This is a genomic window from Herbidospora yilanensis (genome assembly GCF_001570565.1).
Lineage (GTDB): Bacteria > Actinomycetota > Actinomycetes > Streptosporangiales > Streptosporangiaceae > Herbidospora > Herbidospora yilanensis.
Map to the genome: position 1 here is coordinate 1 of NZ_BBXE01000020.1, position 16676 is coordinate 16676.

Here is a 16676-nt window from a genome sequence, read left to right on the forward strand (position 1 = left end):
CACCGCCACCCGGCCGACCCCGCCGGTGGTCTCGGGCGGTGGCGACACCCAGGCCCCCTCGGTGCCCGCCAACCTGGTGGTGACCAACCGGACGGCGACCTCGGTCACCCTGTCGTGGGCGGCCTCGACCGACCACGTCGGCGTGGCGTCCTACCAGGTCAACCGGGGCGGCACGGCGGCCGGCACGACCGCGGCGACGACCTTCACGGTGACCGGCCTGACCCCGGACACGGCCTACTTCTTCACCGTCGTCGCCCGCGACGCGGCCGGCAACGCCTCCGCGCCCTCGGCCGGGGTGTCGGCCACGACGCTGCCGCAGACCACCGCCTACGTCGCGCTGCGGGCCCGCGTCAACAACAGATTCGTGACCGCGAACGCCGGCCAGCACCTCATCGCGAACGCCACCACCGTCGGCGCCGCCCAGCAGTTCGAGCGCGTCAACCTGGCGGGCGGCCAGATCGCGCTGCGGGCCCGCTCGAACGACCAGTACGTCTGCGCCGAGAACGCGGGCGCCGCGCCGCTGATCGCCAACCGGGCGGCCGTCGGCCCCTGGGAGACCTTCACGCTGGTGCAGAACCCGAACGGCTCGGTCAGCCTCCGGTCGCAGGCCAACGACCAGTACGTCTGCGCCGAGAACAGCGGCGCCGCCGCGCTGATCGCCAACCGGGCGGCCATCGGCGGCTGGGAGCAGTTCGACATCGTCACGCAGTGAGAACTGTCGCCGGGTGCTCCTAGAGTGGCGCCCGTGGAGGCGACGGTCGAGCGGCTGGTGTTCGTCCGCGACGACGAATACACGGTCGCGCGGATGAGCGACGGCGGCGGCGGTTTCGTCGCCGCCGGCCGCGTGCTGGCGGGCGTGCAGCCCGGCGAGACCCTCAGGCTCACCGGGGCGTGGTCCGACCACCCCCGCCACGGGCGCAGGTTCGCGGCGGAGACGTGCGAGCGGGTGACCCCGGCGACGATCCCGGCCATCCAGGCCTACCTGGGGTCGGGGCTGATCCGGGGCATCGGCCCCCGGCTGGCGGCGGCGATCGTCGGGCACTTCGGCGCGGACACCCTGACCGTGATCGACGCCGAGCCCGACCGGCTGACCGAGGTACTCAACATCGGCCCGCAGCGGCGGGCCCAGATCGTCGAGGCCTGGCTCGATCAGAAGGCGGTCGCCGCCCTCATGGTGACCCTCCAGGGGTTCGGGGTCTCCCCCTTGCTGGCCGCCAAGATCTATCAGGCGTTCGGCGCCGAGAGCGGAGAGGTCGTCTCCACCGACCCCTACCGGCTGATCGGGCGGGTGCGCGGCGTCGGGTTCCACATCGCCGACCGCATCGCCCTCAGATCCGGCGTACCGGAACGCAGCCCGCAACGGATCAAGGCGGCGATCCTCGACCGCCTCGAATCGGCCGCCGGGCGGAGCGGCCACTGTTACCTGCCGATGCCCGCGCTGCTGGCCCAGACGGCCGAGCTGGTGGAGCAGGATCCCGAGCTGGTCCGCGCCATGGTCGACGCGCTGACCGCCGAACGCCGCGTGGTGGTGGAGGCCGGGGAACGGCCCGGCCGCCTCATCGTGTACGAAAAGGAGCTGCACAGCCGCGAGGTCGCGCTGGCCGGGCACCTCCAGCGCCTGATGTCGGCCCGGTCGGGCATGCCGATGCGCCACTACGACGAGGACGCCTCCCTCCACGACGACCAGCGGGCCGCGGTGACGCTGGCGCTGACCTGCCAGGTGACCGTGCTGACCGGCGGTCCGGGCTGCGGCAAGAGCCACACCGTGCGGTCGGTCGCGCGGGCGGTCCGGGCGATGGGCGGCACCGTGACGCTGGCCGCGCCCACCGGGAAGGCGGCCAAGCGGCTGTCGGAGCTGACCGGGTTGCCGGCGATGACCGTCCACCGCATGCTGATGGCCCCCGACGACGACGGCACCACCCTGTTCGCCGAGGCCCCGGCCAGGGCCGACCTGATCGTGGTCGACGAGGCGTCGATGCTCGACCTCCATCTGGCGGTCCGGCTGACCGCCGCCATCCCCGACGGCAGCCATCTGCTGCTGGTGGGCGACACCGACCAACTGCCCAGCATCGGCCCCGGCAACGTGCTGGCCGACGTGCTGAAGGTGCCCGGCGTCCCCCGGGTGCGGCTGACCCACGTGTTCCGGCAGGCCGAGGGCAGCGGGATCGTGCGGGCGGCCCATCTGATCCGGTCGGGGAACCTGCCCGAGCTGCCGGGGCGGGGCGGGTTCTGGTTCGAGGAGGCGGGCGACCCCGAGCTGGTCGCCGAACGGGTGGTGCACCTGGCGACCGACGGCATCCCGCGCAAGCAGGGGGTGTCGCCCGACCAGGTGCAGGTGCTCTGCCCGATGCGGCGCGGCGTCACCGGCACGGTCGAGATCGGGCGGCTGCTGCAGGAGCGGCGCAACCCGGCGCGCGACGGGGTGGCCGAGTTCTGGTCGGGCCCCGAGGTGTTCCGGGTGGGCGACCGGGTCATGCCGGTGCGCAACAACTACGACAAGGGCGTCTTCAACGGCGAGACCGCGACCGTCACCGCCATGGACCTGCCCGGCCGCACCGCCGCCCTGCGCGTCGACGACGGGCGCGAGGTCGAATACGGCTTCGACGAGCTCGACGACCTCACCCACGCCTACGCGATCAGCGTCCACCGGGCGCAGGGCAGCGAATACCCGTTCGTGGTCGCGCCGCTGGTGGCCGAGTCGGGCGGCATCATGTTGCGGCGGCGGCTGCTCTACACGCTCGTGACCAGGGCCAAGTCGTGGGTGGTGCTGGTGGGGCACCGGGAGGCCCTCGAACAGGCGGTCCACCAGCTCGGGGCGGCCCGCAACACGGGCCTGGCCCGGCGGCTGAACGTGTGATCGGCAACTCACCCCGGACGGAACCGACGGCCGCGCTTCGGTCAGGCCACCGTGTTCCCGGCCGGGGTCGAGCGCGCGTGGACGCGGGCGCCGACCGGTTCGCCCGATGCCAGCAGGGCCGGGTCGGCCGTGGCGGCGAAGCGGCGGCCGTCGTCGAGGCGGGCCAGGACGATGCCGGTGCGGCGGCCGTCCCTGCTGTGCCGGATCGTGTACGTCTCGATCACGGCCGGGCCGTCGGCGTCGGTGGCGGTGGCGACCCTCGGCCAGGCGTCGACCTGTTTCCGCAGGTCCGACTGCTCGGTCCAGGGGGCGGGGGTGGTGGCGTACAGGCCGGCCGAGTATTTGCTCAGCAGGCCGCCGTTGGCGCCGACCAGGACCAGGTCGCCGGGGTGGGCACGGCAGAAGGCCACGGCCTCGGCGACGGCGTGCAGGGAGTAGGCGTTGCCGGGGCCGCCGAAGAACGGCAGGCCGCCGGTCAGGGTGAGGGGGCAGGTCAGCGGGACGGCGTCGGTGATGTTGGTGACGGCGATCGGGAAGCAGCTGTAGAGGTCGGCGGCGGCGACGTCGGCGGGGGTCGCGCCGGCCTGGGCGAGGGCGTCGGTCACGGCTAGGACGGAGGCGGGGCCGCGGCTGAGGTCGGGGCGGGCGAGGATGTCCTGTTCGCGGACGTCGGCGTGGCCGTGCACGTACACCCATCTCCCCGGCGGGACGCCCAGCTCACGCGCCTTCGCCACCGACGTCAGCAGCACGGCCGCGCCCTGGTTCACCTTCTCCCTGGCCACCACGTATCGCGGGTACGGGTCGGCGATCATCCGGTTGCGCTCCGACACCGTGACGAGTTCCCCGGCGGTGCGTTCCGTGGGGGCGGCGGCGTGCGGGTTGGCGGCGGCGACCCGGGTGAAGGGGGCGAACAGGGCGCCCATGCCGAGGGCGTACTCCTCGCGGGTCTGCCCCAGGCGGGCGCGGCGGGCGTTCTCGAAGAGGGCGTACTGGGCCGCCGCGCTGGTCAGGCCGTGGCGGGCGAGTTCGGCGTCGACCAGGCCGTCGAGGCCGTGGCCGCGGTCGTCGAGGCCGCCGGGCGCGTGCTCGGCGAAGTCGGGCCGGTCGGGCGATGCCATCAGGTGGGCGATCGTGGAGATGGCCTCCGCGCCGACGACCAGCGCGGCCCGCGACTCCCCGGCCGCGATCGAGGCGGCCAGTTCGGTCACGAGGTGCTGCGGCGACTGGCCGCCCGTCACGTCGAGGATCGCGCGGGCCGGGTCGGCGCCGACGCGGCGGGCGACCGAGCGGGGGAAGTTGTCCGACCGGCCCAGCGGGGCCACCGCGTGGGGGGTGGAGATCTCGAACTGCCGTACGGCGGCGATCGTGTCGACCTCGCGGGGGTCGACGCCGGCCAGGGCCAGGGCGGCCGCCGCGGCGGCCAGGCCGACGGGCGAGCGGCCCCGGTAGCCGGGGTCGCCGAGGCGTTCGGAGACCTGCCCGGCACCGACCAGGACAGGCGTGCGTTGATCGTTCATATCATCATCAACGTATCAACCTGGGCATCACGCCCTGACGTCACTGGTGACCAGCGGAATCGTCAATTTGACTGAAACGCCGTTCATCTCACCGCCCCGACTGCTCGGCGACAGCCGCCCGCGAACCCCCGTTCGGCCGGAATTCCCGCGGTTAGCCTGCTGACCTTGTGAGCACCGACCCCGGCATGCCCGTTCCGGGACCCGGCCGTCCGCGAGACGCCGAGGTCGACCGGAAGGCCCTCAGAGCGGCGCTGGCCCTGTACGCCGAACTGGGCTGGGCGAAGTTCACGCTCGACGCGGTCGCCCGCCGGGCCGGCATCGGCAAGGCCGCGCTCTATCGGCGCTGGCCCAGCCGCGAGAAGCTCATCGCCGACGCCATCGAGTCGGCCCTGGTCGTGCCGTCGTTCGACATCGACACCGGCACCCTGCGGCAGGACCTGCGGGAGCTCATCGGCTCGATGCTGGCCCACTATCTGGGCCCCTACGGCCTGGCGGGGCTGCGGCTGCACGTCGAGGCGCGGGCCTATCCCGAGTTGTTCTCCCCGGTGACGGGCGTGATCAGGAAGTCGCGGGTGCTGGAGGCGCGGCAGATGATCCGCCGCGCCATCGCCCGGGGCGAGCTCGGCCCCGGGGCGTCGCCCACCCTGATCCTCGACACGCTGCTGGGCGCGGTGCTGCAACACGTGCTGGCCACGCCGGAGGAGCTCCGCGAGGACATGCGCGCCCAGGCGCCCGCCTACGCCGACCGGCTGATCGACTTCGTCCTGACGGCGGCGACCGCCCTCTATCCCCCCGCGGCCGACTGAACGCGGTCGTACTGCTCGTCGGTGAGTTTCAGGCCGGCCGCGCGCAGGTTCTCCACGAGGTGGACCTCCGAGGTCGTGCCCGGGATGGGGAGCATGGTCGGCGACCGCCGGAGCAGCCACGCCAGCGACACCTGCGCCGTCGTCGCGCCGGTCTCGGCCGCGACCTCCCGCACCCCGGGATGGGACGACGCGATCGGGTAGAACGGCACGAAGGCGATGCCCAGCTCGGCGGTGCGATCGACCATGGCCTCGTGGGTGCGGTCGCCGGCGTTGTAGGCGTTCTGCACCGCCGCGATCTCGGTGATGCGCAGCGCGGCGTCGAGTTGCCCGACGCTCACCTCCGACAGGCCGATGGCCCCGATCTTGCCCGCCTCCCGCAACCCGACCAGCGCCCCGAGCTGGTCTTCGAGCGCGACGAGCGGGTCGATGCGGTGCAGGTAGAACAGCGGGATGTGGTCGGTGCGCAGCCGCCGCAGGCTGAGCTCGGCCTGCTGCCTCAGGTAGGCGGGGTGCCCGACGGGCACCCATTCGCCCGGCGACGGCCGGGCCTCCCCCGCCTTGGTCGCGACGATCAGCCCGTCGGGATAGGGGTGCAGCGCCTCGGCGATGAGCCTCTCGTTGTCGCCGAGGGCGTAGGCGTCGGCGGTGTCGATGAGCGGCACCCCGAGGTCGGCCGCCTTCCTCAGCAGCCGGACGGCGGCCGGGCGGTCGGCGGGCCCGTGCCAGATGCCGGGGTCGGCGAGCCGCATGGCGCCGAAGCCGATCGTGCCGGTGGGGATGGTCATGACGGGTCTCCCAGGTGTTCGCGGGCCACTTTCTTCGGGACGCACATCTGCCAGGCGTCGACGACCAGTTCGCGCATCTGCCCGGGGTCGAGGCGGTCGAGCCGGCACTCCACCCACTGGTAGCGCATGTCGGCCGGGCCCGGCAGGAAGAAGGTGCCGGGCTGGGCCGCGACGAGCGCGGCGCGCTCCTCCTTCGGGTAGCCGAAGCCCATCGTGGTCTCGTCGCGGGAGAAGGCGACGTAGACGATCCGGCCGACACGGAACTTGACCCGGTCGCGGATCAGGTGCTCGGTGGTGCGCGGCAGGGCCAGGGCGACCCGGCGTACGTCGTCGACTCCGACCATCGGAAACCTCCTTGAACGCGAGCGTCCAGGGCACCGTATCCAGGGGTACCGACAACTCCGCGGCGAAGTCGACCAAGGCCCTGACAGGCACCATTTACTCTTAGGAAACTTTCTTTTACATTGCTCGGAAGCCCCCCAGGAAGGAGAGCTTCACATGAGGAAAACGATCTTGTCGATCGTCACGGCGCTGGCCGCCGTGGCATCGACGCTGGTCGTGCTCACCGGTCCCGCCCAAGCCCACGGCTACATCTCCTCGCCGCCGAGCCGGCAGGCGAACTGCGCCCAGGGCCGGGTCGCCAACTGCGGTCCGATCATCTACGAGCCGCAGTCGGTCGAGGGCCCCAAGGGCCAGCGCAACTGTCACGGAGGTCTCTCGCAGTTCGCCCAGCTCAGCGATGAGAGCAAGCCGTGGCCGGCGACGTCCGTCGGGCAGAACGTGACCTTCAACTGGGTCCTGACCGCCCGCCACGCGACCAGCACGTGGGAGTACTTCATCGGCAACACCCGGGTCGCCGTCTTCAACGACGGCGGACGCCAGCCGGGTGCGACGGTCTCGCACAACGTCAACCTCGGCGGCTTCTCCGGACGCCAGCGCCTGCTGGCCGTCTGGAACATCGCCGACACCCCGATGGCCTTCTACAGCTGTGTCGACCTCCAGATCGGCGGTGGCGGCAACCCCAACCCGCAGCCGTCCCCGACGCCGACCGTGACCCCCCGTCCCCCGTCGCCCACGCCGACCGTCACCCCGCCCCCGGCGGGTGGCACGTGGCGCACCGGCACCTACTACGCCACCGGTTCGACCGTGACCTACGGCGGCGCCACCTACCGCTGCCTCCAGGCGCACACCTCGCTCGCCGGCTGGGAGCCGCCGAACGTGCCCGCGCTCTGGGCCCGCGTGTGATCCCGCGTGTAGTCACGCGTGGGGTCCGTTGAAGACCGCCGGCACGGCGCAGTCCGCGCGCCGTGCCGGCTCCGGACAACAATGAGGGAGCCATGAAGCGTCTGGCAATCGTCCTCGCCCTCGTGGCCGGATGTTCCGCCCCGGCCGAGCCCGTCTTCAACGCCGCCGACGTGATGTTCCTGCAGATGATGATCCCGCACCACGAGCAGGGCATCCGGATGGCGAAGATCGCGGAGGAGCGGGCCGCGCGCCCGGAGGTGCGGGCGCTGGCGTCGGCGATCCGGGCCACCCAGTCGGACGAGGCCGAGACCATGACGACCCGCCTGACCGGGTGGGAGCAGCCGATGCAGGCGCCGCCCGGCTCCCACGACGCCCACGGCGGCCTGCACGAGACCCGCGCCTCCGACATCCTGTCGCTGGAGAAGATGCCGGCCGGCGAGTTCGACGTCAGCTTCCTGAACCTGCTCACCGGCCACCAGCACAACGCCGTCGACATGGCCCGCACCGAGGTGAGGACGGGCCTGGACGCCTCGACGAAGGATCTGGCCGGACGCATCGCGGCGTCGCGCGCCGCCCAGATCCAGGAGATGCTCCGGCTCCTGGCGGCACCGTGGCGTTAACCCGCCGGACAGGTTGGTGCGGCAGCCTCTCACGCGTGAATAGCACCCCCAAGGCCGCACTCGCCGTCGGCGTCCTCGCCACCGTCCTGCTGTCCGCGGCCCCCGCCTCGGCGGAGGGCCCCAAGGTCGTGACGACCGACAACGAGACCCCGGTCCTCTACGACGACGACCAGGGCGGCAACGCCTCCGGCGACGACCCCGCCATCTGGGTCCACCCGCGTGACTCCCGCAAGTCGATCGTGATCGTGACCGCCAAGGAGGGCGGCCTGCGCGTCTACGACCTGGAGTCCCGGGAGCGGCAGTCGCTGAAGGCGACCAAGGCCCCGCGGCGCGACGGCGTCGAGGGACGCTACAACAACGTCGACATCGCCTACGGCATCCCGCTGGGCGGCCGGAAGGTCGACGTCGCGGTGGTGTCCGACCGCTACAACGACCAGATCCGCTTCTTCGCCATCGACCCGTCGGCGGCCGAGCCGCTGCGCGAGGTGACCGCGCCCGACCAGGCCTTCCTGTTCAGCCCCGACCGCGAGACGGTCGGCGAGGAGCACACGGCCTACGGCCTGGCCGTCCACCAGCCCCGTCCGGGCGAGGCCTACGCGGTCGTGACCCAGGAGGGCGCGACCACCCTGGCGACCGCCCGGATCGTCGAGAAGAACGGCGGACTCGGCTACGCCGACGTCGAGAAGCTGACCATGCCGTCCGAGTTCCCGCTGCCGAACGGGAAGACCTGGAAGCCCTGCGAGGAGCCGGGTGTGCTCCCCCACTTCGAAGGCCTGGCCGTCGACCAGCGTTCGGGTGTCCTGTACGCCGCCCAGGAGGACGTCGGCCTGTGGCGCGTGCCGCTCCCCCTCGGTTCCAAGGAGCCGAAGCTCGTCGACAAGGTGAAGGACTTCGGCGTCGAGGACGTGTACGACGAGGAGACCGAGGAGTGCGCGCCGGTGGACCCGAACGCCTCCGGCTTCGGCGGCGACCGCCTCACCGCCGACGTCGAGGGCGTCGACGTCTACTACGCGGGCGGCGCGACCGGCTACGTGATCGTCTCCAGCCAGGGCGACGACACGTTCTCCGTCTACGACCGCCAGGGCGCGAACAAGCCGCTCGGGACCTTCCGGATCAAGGGCGTCAAGGGCGTGGACGACGTCAACGGCTCCGACGGCCTCACGGTGACCAACCGCCCGGTCGGCAGGTTCACCAAGGGCCTCCTGGTCACCCACGACGAGCCCGACACGGGCGCGAACGTCGACGAGGAGCGCGACGCGACCAACTTCTCCTACGTCTCGTGGGACGACGTCGCCCGCGCCCTGAAGCTGAGGGTCAGCACGAAGCCGGGCAACGACCCCCGGTTCTGACGAGTCAGCCGGCCTCGTGCGGGGTCCGCGCAAACGGCGTCGACGATCATGGTCAGCGCGGCGCAAAGACCTGTCGCGGGTCACATCCTCGCAGTTCCGGACGGGTAGTCCCGGCGGATGGCGACCTGTGCGAGGCCCGGCGTCGTGCTGGCCATCTGCTGTGTGAGCGTGTTCATCGTCGGCATGGACAGCAGCATCCTCAACGTCGCCCTGCCCTCCATCCAGACCGCCTTCGGCGCGAGCATCGCCGGGGCGCAGTGGACCCTCGACGCCTACACGCTCACCCTCGCCTCGTTCCTGATGTTGTCGGCCTCGACCGCCGACCGGATCGGCCGGCGGAAGGTGTTCCAGACGGGCCTGGTCGTCTTCACCGTCGGCTCGCTGCTGTGCAGCGTGGCCCCGACCCTGGAAACGCTGACCCTGTTCCGGGCCCTCCAGGCCGTCGGGGGCAGCATGCTCAACCCGGTCGCCATGTCGATCATCACCAACACGTTCACCGAGCCGCAGGAGAGGGCCAGGGCCATCGGGGTCTGGGGCGGCGTGGTGGGCGTCAGCGTGGCGGCCGGGCCGCTCATCGGGGGCATGCTGGTCGAGTTCGTCGGCTGGCGGTCGGTCTTCTGGGTGAACGTCCCGATCGGGATCGCGGCGTTCGTGCTCGCCGGGCTGCACGTCCCGGAGTCGAGGGCGCCGCACGCCAGGAGGCCTGACCCGGCCGGGCAGGTCCTCGTCATCGCGACCGTGTTCCTGCTGACGTTCGGCATCATCGAGGCGCCGCACAGCGGCTGGGGGTCGCCGCAGACCGTGCTCTCCCTGTTCGCTTCGGCGGTCTGCCTCGGCGCGCTCATCGTGGTCGAGCGGCACCGCCCGGAGCCGCTGATCGACGTCAGGTTCTTCAAGGCGCCGCCGTTCGCGGGGGCCACCGGGATCGCGTTGCTCATGTACACCGCGCAGGGCGGGTTCCTGATCGTCAACACGCTGTACCTGCAGGACATCCGGGGCTTCTCGCCGCTGGAGGCGGGGTTGTCGATCCTGCCGATGCCCCTGTTGCAGGCGCTGTTCGGGCCGATCTCCGGCCGGGTCGTCGGCCGGTACGGGCCGCGCCCGTCCATCGTGCTCGGCGGCGCCGGGAGCATCTGCGCCGGGCTGCTCGCCGCCGTCCCGGCCGACCTCCCCACCGGGCCCCGCATGTACGCCTGCTACGCCCTCATGGGCTTCGGCCTCGGCTGGCTGAACGCCGCGATCACCACGACGGCCGTCTCGGGCATGCCCGACGCGCAGGCCGGCGTGGCGGCGAGCATCGTCTCGACCATGCGGCAGACGGGCGTCACGCTCGGGGTGGCCGTGGTCGGAAGCGTCGTCGCCTCGCACGTCACGACGCTCGCGCCGGGTCCCGGCTTCACCGCCGCCTACCGGATCAGCTGGGCGATCATCGTGGCCTGCGGGGCGCTGGTGCTCACCGTCGGGCTCGTCACGACCGGCCGGTGGGCGCAGCGGGCCGTCTACAAGCAGGTGCACAAACATCCCCTGGAGAAGATGTGGCATCCGTAGGCACTCGCCTTGAGCCGGTGGAATGAGGGACATGCCGTTATCGAGCAAAGGATCTCAATGAACGCGACCGGCACCGGCTGGACCTATGCCCTCGTGACTCCGGACGCGCTGATCACCCACGCGCTGCCCCGGCTGTTGGACACCTTCCGCTCGGCCGGACTCGATCCGGTCGCCGCCGAGCTGATCCGCCTGGACGCGGAGACGATGGTGGGTCTCTACGACGCGTCCACGCGCGGCCGCTCCGTCACGCTGCCGCCGCCCCGCGCCTTCCAGTTGTGGTATGACCTCGGCCCCGCCTGCCTGACGATCCTGCGCCACGACGGAGCCGATGCCTGTGCGGCGATGGGCCTGCTCAAAGGGGCCACGGATCCGGCCTCGGCACGGCCCGGTTCCATTCGGCACGCCGGCGAGAACATCCTGATGAACCTGGTCCACTGCCCGGACGACGAACCCTCCGCACTCGCCGAGCTGCGCCGACTGGTCGGTCCCCGGCGTGCCGAGGCGCTCCGGCGTCAAGCCGCCGTGTCCGACGACCGGGTCCGTCTGCTCACCGTCGACACCGTGGAGGCATCGGCGCCCCTGTTCGGCGGCCCGCACGCCTTGTCACTGCCGTTGGCCGTCAATCGGCTCCGCCTGCGTGTCGTCCAACACCTGGCGATCACCGGCCGCGCCGCGCCGGACCTGCTGCCCCTGCTGGAGAAGGCGCGGCTCGCCCTGCTGGAGGAGCACGACGAGCTCATCGGCATCGAAACGAGTCCGGCCCGGACCGCGGCCGCACGGGCGCGCGACGGCCGGGTGCATGCGCTGTTGCGGGATGCCGCCCGGGCTGCGGGGGCCCCTGCCGCGGAGAACGCCCTGAACGGGCTTTCCGGCGTGCTCATGGGGTCGTCCGAACACTGGGCGCCGCTTCTGGAGGCGATCCGCGCCGCGGACGTCTATCTGTCGGACCTGGAGAGTGCCGTGCTGGAGCAGAGTCACTACATCTGAGAGCACCCGCACAAGCCGCTAGTCGTCGGTGCCGCGGACGACCGAGGCGACCGGGCCGGGGCAGCGGACCGTCACGGTGGTCGTGCGGTCGTCGGCCGACTCGAAGGTCACCGAGGCCGACGGGGCCGGGCCCCGCTCGACGTCCTCCACGCTGTGGTTCTGGGCCGGCGTCCACGACAGCAGGACCGCCCGGTCGCCGGAGCAGGCGGCGGTGACCGAGCCCTCCGCGTACGCGAAACTGCCCCCCGCCCGCAGGGTCACGCCCGGCGGCGGGGGCGGCTGGGCCGAGGCCGTGACGAGCGCCTGCTCCACCTGGGCCTCGGTCAGGGCCCCGCCGGGGGCGATGAGCGAGACCGCCCACGTGCCCGCCGACGCGGCGCACGCCGCCGCCAGCAGCCAGGCCGCCAGTCCCGCTCCGCGCATCGTCCGCCTTTCTCGGGGAACCTCGACAAGTAGTACCCAGAAAGGCGGACAGGTGGCACACCTGCTTCTCGTGGAGGACGATCCCCAGGTCAGAGCGGCCCTCACCCGGGCGCTGACCGGTCTCGGGCACGCCGTCACCTCGGCGCCCCAGGGCATGGCGGGGCTGACCCGGGCCCTGGAGGAACGGCCCGACCTCGTCGTGCTGGATCTCGGGCTGCCCGACGTCGACGGCTGCGAGGTGCTGCGCATGCTCCGGGCGGTCAGCACGATCCCGGTGATCGTCGCGACGGCCCGCGACGCCGAGCCGGAGATCGTGAAGGCGCTCGACGCGGGCGCCGACGACTACGTCGTGAAGCCGTTCGGCGCGGCGCAGCTCGACGCCCGGGTGCGGGCGGTGCTGCGGCGCGGCCGGGAGCAGGCCGAGCCGGAGGTGATCGTCGTCGGCGGGCTGCGGGTCGAACCGGCGGCGCGCGAGGCGTGGCTCGACGGGCGCAGGCTCGACCTGACGCCGAAGGAGTTCGACCTGCTCTGCTACCTCGCCGCGCGGGCCGGGCAGGTGGTGCAGAAACGGGAGCTGCTGGCCGAGGTGTGGCGGATGGCCTGGGGCGGCGGTGACAAGACGGTCGACGTGCACCTGTCGTGGTTGCGCCGCAAACTCGGCGAGACCGCCCAGCGGCCGCGCTACCTGCACGCCGTGCACGGGGTCGGCGTCAAGATCGTCGACCCGGGCCGGTGAGGCGGCGGCTGGCGTCGCTGGCGCTGGCGACGACGTCGCTGGTGCTGGTGGCGTTCCTGGTCCCGCTGGCCGTGCTGGTGCAGGCGCTGGCCGCCGAGCGGGCCACCGGGACGGCGGCGGCCTGGGCGGGGTCGGTCGCGGCGACGGCCGCGCTCGGCGACCGCGAGGCGCTGGCCGCCGCCATCGCGCAGGCGAAGGGCGCGGGCGTGCCGGTGACGGTGTTCCTGCCGGGCGACCGGTTCGTGGGCGAGCCCGCGGCCGGCGGGCCGGGCGTGCGGCTGGCGCGGCTCGGCCGCAGCCTGACCGTCGACACGCCGCAGGGCCGCGAGGTGCTGGTCGCGGTGCAGGGCGACGGGACGACCGTGGTCCGGGCGCTGGTCCCGCCGGAGCGGCTGCGCGAGGGGGTGACGCGCACCTGGCTCGTGCTCGGCCTGATCGGCGTGGCGCTGCTGGCCGTGGGCGTGCTGGTGGCCGACCGGCTGGCCCGGTCGCTGATCGGCCCGGTCGCCGAGGCGGCGGGCGTGTCGCGGCGGCTGGCGGGCGGCGACCTGGCCGCGCGGGTGACACCCGACGGCCCGCCGGAGATCCGCGACGTCGGCGCGGCGCTCAACCAGCTCGCCGGGCGGATCGACGGCCTGCTGCGGCGCGAACGCGAGTCGGTCGCCGACCTGTCCCACCGATTGCGCACCCCGGTGACGGCGCTGCGGCTGGAGGTCGACGCGATGCGCGACCGCGAGGACGCCGCCCGCGTCGGCGCGGCCGTGGCCAGCGTCGAGCGGATGGTCACCCAGGTCATCACCGAGGCCCGCCGGTCGGGCGCGGAACGCGGGCCGGGCTGCGACGCGGCGGAGGTGGTGGCCGAGCGGGTCGCGTTCTGGTCGGCCCTGGCCGACGACCAGAACCGCCCCCGTTCCGTACGACTGGCGTCGGGCCCGCTGCCCGTCCCGGTGCGGGCCGAAGACCTGGCCGCGCTCGTCGACCTGCTGCTGGAGAACGTGTTCGCGCACACCCCCGAGGGCACCGCGTTCGCGGTCGACCTCGCCGCACGGCCCGGCGGCGCGCGGCTGACCGTCAGCGACGAGGGCCCGGGCTTCGACCGGCTGGACGAGCTGGTCGAACGGGGGGTCAGCGGCGCCGGTTCGACCGGGCTGGGGCTGGACATCGCCCGGCGGACGGCCGAGGAGTCCGGCGGGACGCTGCGCGTGCGCAACGGGCCGGTGGGCGCCCAGGTGATCGTCGACTTGGGAATTCCTTAGGAAACCGGCAGGGCCTCGATAGGCCGCGCTCCCCGATGGTGGAGGAACACCCGCGAAACCATCAGAAGGAGACGACATATGCGCAGGAAGACCGCCATCGCCACCGGTGTTCTCGCCGCCGCCCTGGCCGCCGGCGTCACCGGGGCCGGGATCGCGTCGGCCGACAGCGACGACGGCACCGAGACCCCCGACCGGGCCCCCGCCAGGCCGACGGTGCTGGTCGACGCCGCTCAGCGCACCGCGGTCGGGCAGGTCCCCGGCGGCTGGGTCGTCTCGTCCGAACTCGAAGGCCCGACGTGGGAGATCGAGGTGGCCGACTCCGACGGGACCGTCAAGGAGGTCTACGTCGACGCCGCCAAGGGCACGGTCGTCCAGGCCCCCGCGGACGAGGCCGACGAAGCCGACGAAGCCGACGACGCGAACGACGCCGACGACTGACGCGGCCCCGGCACTACGACGGCGGCCGGCCCGGTCCGGCCGCCGTCACATGATCACAACTTGCGGGCCACGCCGCCGAAGGAGTCGATGGGGCGCTCGTACTCGGTCGGGTGCCACTGCGCGAGCGGGACCAGGCCGGGCTCGACGAACTCCAGGCCGTCGAAGACCGACCTGAGCTCCTCGACGGGGCGCAGGAAGTAGGGCACGCCGCCCGACTCCACGAGCTTGTCGGCCCCGTCGCCGATCTCGTCGCCCTCCGAGCTGTCCCAGAAGATCATGTAGCTGCCCGAGGGGACCTCGGCCATGACGCGGTCGACGATCGACTTCAGCTCGTCGAGCTTCTCGACGTAGCCGAGCACGCCCATGAACATGACGCAGATCGGCTTGGTGAAGTCGAGCACGTTCCGCGCGTCGGCGACGATCAGCTCGGGGTCGTGGTAGTCGGCCTCGACGTAGGTCGTCACGCCCTCGGGGGTGGTGTTGACCAGCAGGGCGCGGGCGTGCACCAGGACCATGGGGTCGTTGTCGACGTACACGATCCGGGCGTCGGGGTGCACCGACTGGGCGACCTCGTGGGTGTTCTGCATGGTGGGCAGGCCGGTGCCGATGTCGAGGAACTGCTTGACGCCGCCCTCCTCGGCCACCCACTTGACGGCGCGGATGAGGAACTTCCGCGACTGCTTGGCCATCGTGACGATGTCGGGGTAGACCGACGCGACCGCGTCGCCCGCCTGGCGGTCGGCGGCGTAGTTGTCCTTGCCGCCCATCCAGTAGTTCCAGATGCGTGCCGCGTGCGGCGTGCTGGTATTCAGCCTGGCCGCGTAGTCGGCCCGCGGATTCGTGTATTCGTCGGCCATTTCGGCTCCCTGTACGGAAAAAAGTCCGGGACGTCAAGATCATACTTTCCTGGGCAAAGTACGTTACAAGACCAGTACAAGTCGTTCCCGGCAAACTGGGCCACATGAGTGAGATCGCCGACGTCCTCAACGGAGTCACCCCCGGCCGCCGCGGCCCCGGCCCCATCGGGAAGATCATCCTGATCCTGTGCTGGCTCGCCGTGTGCGGCCTGTCCATCTACGGCTCGGTGCCGTCGTTGCTGCTGGCCACCGGCCAGGTCGGCACCCCCGGCACGCTGACCGTGACGTCGTGCGAGAAACTCGGCCAGGGCCGCTACGACTGCGACGGCGTCTTCGTCCCCGCCTCGGGCGGCCCGGCGATCGCCGTCGACGCCTCCCCCGACTCCGAGGCCGGCGAGGTCACCCCCGCCCAGCTCACCCCGGAGGGCGACCGCGCGGCGCCGAGCGGGACCAAGGGGATCCTGGCCGCCCTCAGCCTGGCCGGGGTCGGGATCGGCGGCCTCGGCTACCTGCCCTACGTGCTGATGTACTGGGCCCGGCTGCCCGGACGCCGGTTCGCGGCGATCGCCGGCGCGGTCGTCTCGGTCGGCGGGCTGCTGCTGGCGATCGCGGGCGTCACGGCGTCCGTCCTGTGACTTCTCCCGAGGCGGTCAGGGCAGCTCGATCAGCAGGCCTCGCGAGGAGAAGAATTCACGGTCGAGAAAGCGCCCGGCGATTCTTCCCAGGATGGCGAGATACTCCGCGAGCTGCCCGTCGGTCGACGCGGTGTCGTATTTCAGATCCTCCCAGTAGCCGCGGTACTCCTCCGCCTCGTAGACGCTTCCGTCGCACACCCCGTCATGGGTGTAATAAAGTTCTTCGATCTCATATGTGCCGCTGACGCATGAGACGTCGAAAACATGCCGCCCGCCGGAACTGAGCGGGTCTGAATCCACCATCCAGCCGTCGAGGTAGACGACCACTGACCAGCCGGGGGCGAGGCGGCCGATCCAGGCCCGATAACGACGCCCTTCCCCGGTCTCCTCCGGCGACTCCACGGCGGCGTGGAAGTCGCACGCGACCGTCTTCGCCATGTCGACGCCGAGCCGCCGGGCCACTTCCCCGACGTCATCGACGCTCGCCCACTGAGCCATGAACGGGTCGTAGATCCCGTGTTCACGCAGGACCTGCAGCTGATCTTCGGGAGGAAGCGCGCGCATGGGGATACCGGTCTCCGCGGGAGAGGGCGAGAAGCGCAAACATACCACTTCTC

General features: G+C 72.2%; 18 protein-coding genes. 12 read left to right on the top strand and 6 right to left on the bottom strand.

What is annotated here, in order from left to right; translation table 11 throughout:
• Together AW273_RS14045 and recD2 are read left to right on the top strand one after the other, a co-directional pair.
• The coding region (locus AW273_RS14045; RefSeq protein WP_198168141.1) for a fibronectin type III domain-containing protein at positions 1 to 712 on the top strand (712 nt) is incomplete at its 5' end.
• Positions 713 to 745: 33 nt separating this feature from the next.
• Entirely contained in the window at positions 746 to 2857 is a 2112-nt protein-coding gene (recD2, locus tag AW273_RS14050) for an SF1B family DNA helicase RecD2 (RefSeq protein ID WP_062348753.1), read from the top strand.
• Positions 2858 to 2898: 41 nt separating this feature from the next.
• Here recD2 and AW273_RS39090 read toward each other — a convergent pair whose 3' ends face one another.
• Positions 2899 to 4374 carry a TLP1 C-terminal extension domain-containing protein gene (locus tag AW273_RS39090; protein WP_062348754.1) on the bottom strand — a complete coding sequence of 492 codons (1476 nt, stop codon included), beginning with the start codon at positions 4372 to 4374 and terminating at the stop codon, positions 2899 to 2901.
• Positions 4375 to 4541: 167 nt separating this feature from the next.
• On the opposite strand from AW273_RS39090, the gene AW273_RS14060 reads away from it, so the two are divergent.
• On the top strand, positions 4542 to 5180 hold the full coding sequence (locus tag AW273_RS14060; RefSeq protein ID WP_062348755.1) for a TetR/AcrR family transcriptional regulator: 639 nt from the start codon (positions 4542 to 4544) through the stop codon (positions 5178 to 5180).
• Here AW273_RS14060 and AW273_RS14065 read toward each other — a convergent pair.
• Together AW273_RS14065 and AW273_RS14070 are read right to left on the bottom strand one after the other, a co-directional pair.
• Positions 5159 to 5965 (bottom strand): aldo/keto reductase, encoded by an 807-nt coding sequence (locus tag AW273_RS14065; RefSeq protein ID WP_062348756.1) that lies wholly within the window; start codon positions 5963 to 5965, stop codon positions 5159 to 5161. The genes AW273_RS14060 and AW273_RS14065 overlap by 22 nt on opposite strands.
• Positions 5962 to 6309 carry an MmcQ/YjbR family DNA-binding protein gene (locus AW273_RS14070; protein ID WP_062348757.1) on the bottom strand — a complete coding sequence of 116 codons (348 nt, stop codon included), beginning with the start codon at positions 6307 to 6309 and terminating at the stop codon, positions 5962 to 5964. Before AW273_RS14070 ends, AW273_RS14065 begins: the two co-directional genes overlap by 4 nt.
• A gap of 154 nt (positions 6310 to 6463) precedes the next feature.
• On the opposite strand from AW273_RS14070, the gene AW273_RS14075 reads away from it, so the two are divergent.
• The 5 genes from AW273_RS14075 to AW273_RS14095 all read left to right on the top strand — a co-directional run bounded on the left by AW273_RS14075 (position 6464) and on the right by AW273_RS14095 (position 11714).
• Complete coding sequence (locus AW273_RS14075) at positions 6464 to 7210, top strand: lytic polysaccharide monooxygenase (RefSeq protein ID WP_062348758.1); 747 nt, start codon at positions 6464 to 6466, stop codon at positions 7208 to 7210.
• Positions 7211 to 7302: 92 nt separating this feature from the next.
• Positions 7303 to 7830 carry a DUF305 domain-containing protein gene (locus AW273_RS14080; protein WP_062348759.1) on the top strand — a complete coding sequence of 176 codons (528 nt, stop codon included), beginning with the start codon at positions 7303 to 7305 and terminating at the stop codon, positions 7828 to 7830.
• Between the two features lie 35 nt (positions 7831 to 7865).
• Positions 7866 to 9179 (top strand): phytase, encoded by a 1314-nt coding sequence (locus AW273_RS14085; protein WP_062348760.1) that lies wholly within the window; start codon positions 7866 to 7868, stop codon positions 9177 to 9179.
• A gap of 117 nt (positions 9180 to 9296) precedes the next feature.
• Entirely contained in the window at positions 9297 to 10727 is a 1431-nt protein-coding gene (locus tag AW273_RS14090) for an MFS transporter (protein ID WP_062348761.1), read from the top strand.
• Positions 10728 to 10784: 57 nt separating this feature from the next.
• Complete coding sequence (locus AW273_RS14095; RefSeq protein ID WP_062348762.1) at positions 10785 to 11714, top strand: nucleoside-diphosphate kinase; 930 nt, start codon at positions 10785 to 10787, stop codon at positions 11712 to 11714.
• Between the two features lie 18 nt (positions 11715 to 11732).
• On the opposite strand, the gene AW273_RS14100 is transcribed toward AW273_RS14095, so the two are convergent.
• A complete protein-coding gene (locus AW273_RS14100) occupies positions 11733 to 12137 on the bottom strand; it encodes a hypothetical protein (RefSeq protein ID WP_062348763.1) in 405 nt (134 codons plus the stop codon).
• 52 nt (positions 12138 to 12189) lie between these two features.
• Between AW273_RS14100 and AW273_RS14105 the strand changes: the two genes are divergently transcribed.
• The 3 genes from AW273_RS14105 to AW273_RS14115 all read left to right on the top strand — a co-directional run bounded on the left by AW273_RS14105 (position 12190) and on the right by AW273_RS14115 (position 14567).
• Positions 12190 to 12873, top strand: coding sequence for a response regulator transcription factor (locus AW273_RS14105; protein WP_062348764.1), 684 nt, complete (start codon positions 12190 to 12192; stop codon positions 12871 to 12873).
• A complete protein-coding gene (locus AW273_RS14110; RefSeq protein ID WP_062348765.1) occupies positions 12870 to 14129 on the top strand; it encodes a sensor histidine kinase in 1260 nt (419 codons plus the stop codon). Before AW273_RS14105 ends, AW273_RS14110 begins: the two co-directional genes overlap by 4 nt.
• 78 nt (positions 14130 to 14207) lie before the next feature.
• Positions 14208 to 14567, top strand: a complete 360-nt coding sequence (locus AW273_RS14115) for a PepSY domain-containing protein (protein WP_062348766.1) — start codon at positions 14208 to 14210, stop codon at positions 14565 to 14567.
• Between the two features lie 53 nt (positions 14568 to 14620).
• On the opposite strand, the gene AW273_RS14120 is transcribed toward AW273_RS14115, so the two are convergent.
• Complete coding sequence (locus tag AW273_RS14120; protein ID WP_062348767.1) at positions 14621 to 15424, bottom strand: SAM-dependent methyltransferase; 804 nt, start codon at positions 15422 to 15424, stop codon at positions 14621 to 14623.
• Positions 15425 to 15528: 104 nt separating this feature from the next.
• Between AW273_RS14120 and AW273_RS14125 the strand changes: the two genes are divergently transcribed.
• Positions 15529 to 16059: a hypothetical protein gene (locus AW273_RS14125; protein WP_062348768.1), complete on the top strand. Its 531-nt coding sequence runs from the start codon at positions 15529 to 15531 to the stop codon at positions 16057 to 16059.
• A 15-nt stretch (positions 16060 to 16074) separates the two neighbouring features.
• On the opposite strand, the gene AW273_RS14130 is transcribed toward AW273_RS14125, so the two are convergent.
• Entirely contained in the window at positions 16075 to 16623 is a 549-nt protein-coding gene (locus AW273_RS14130) for a hypothetical protein (RefSeq protein WP_062348769.1), read from the bottom strand.
• Positions 16624 to 16676: the final 53 nt, after the last annotated feature.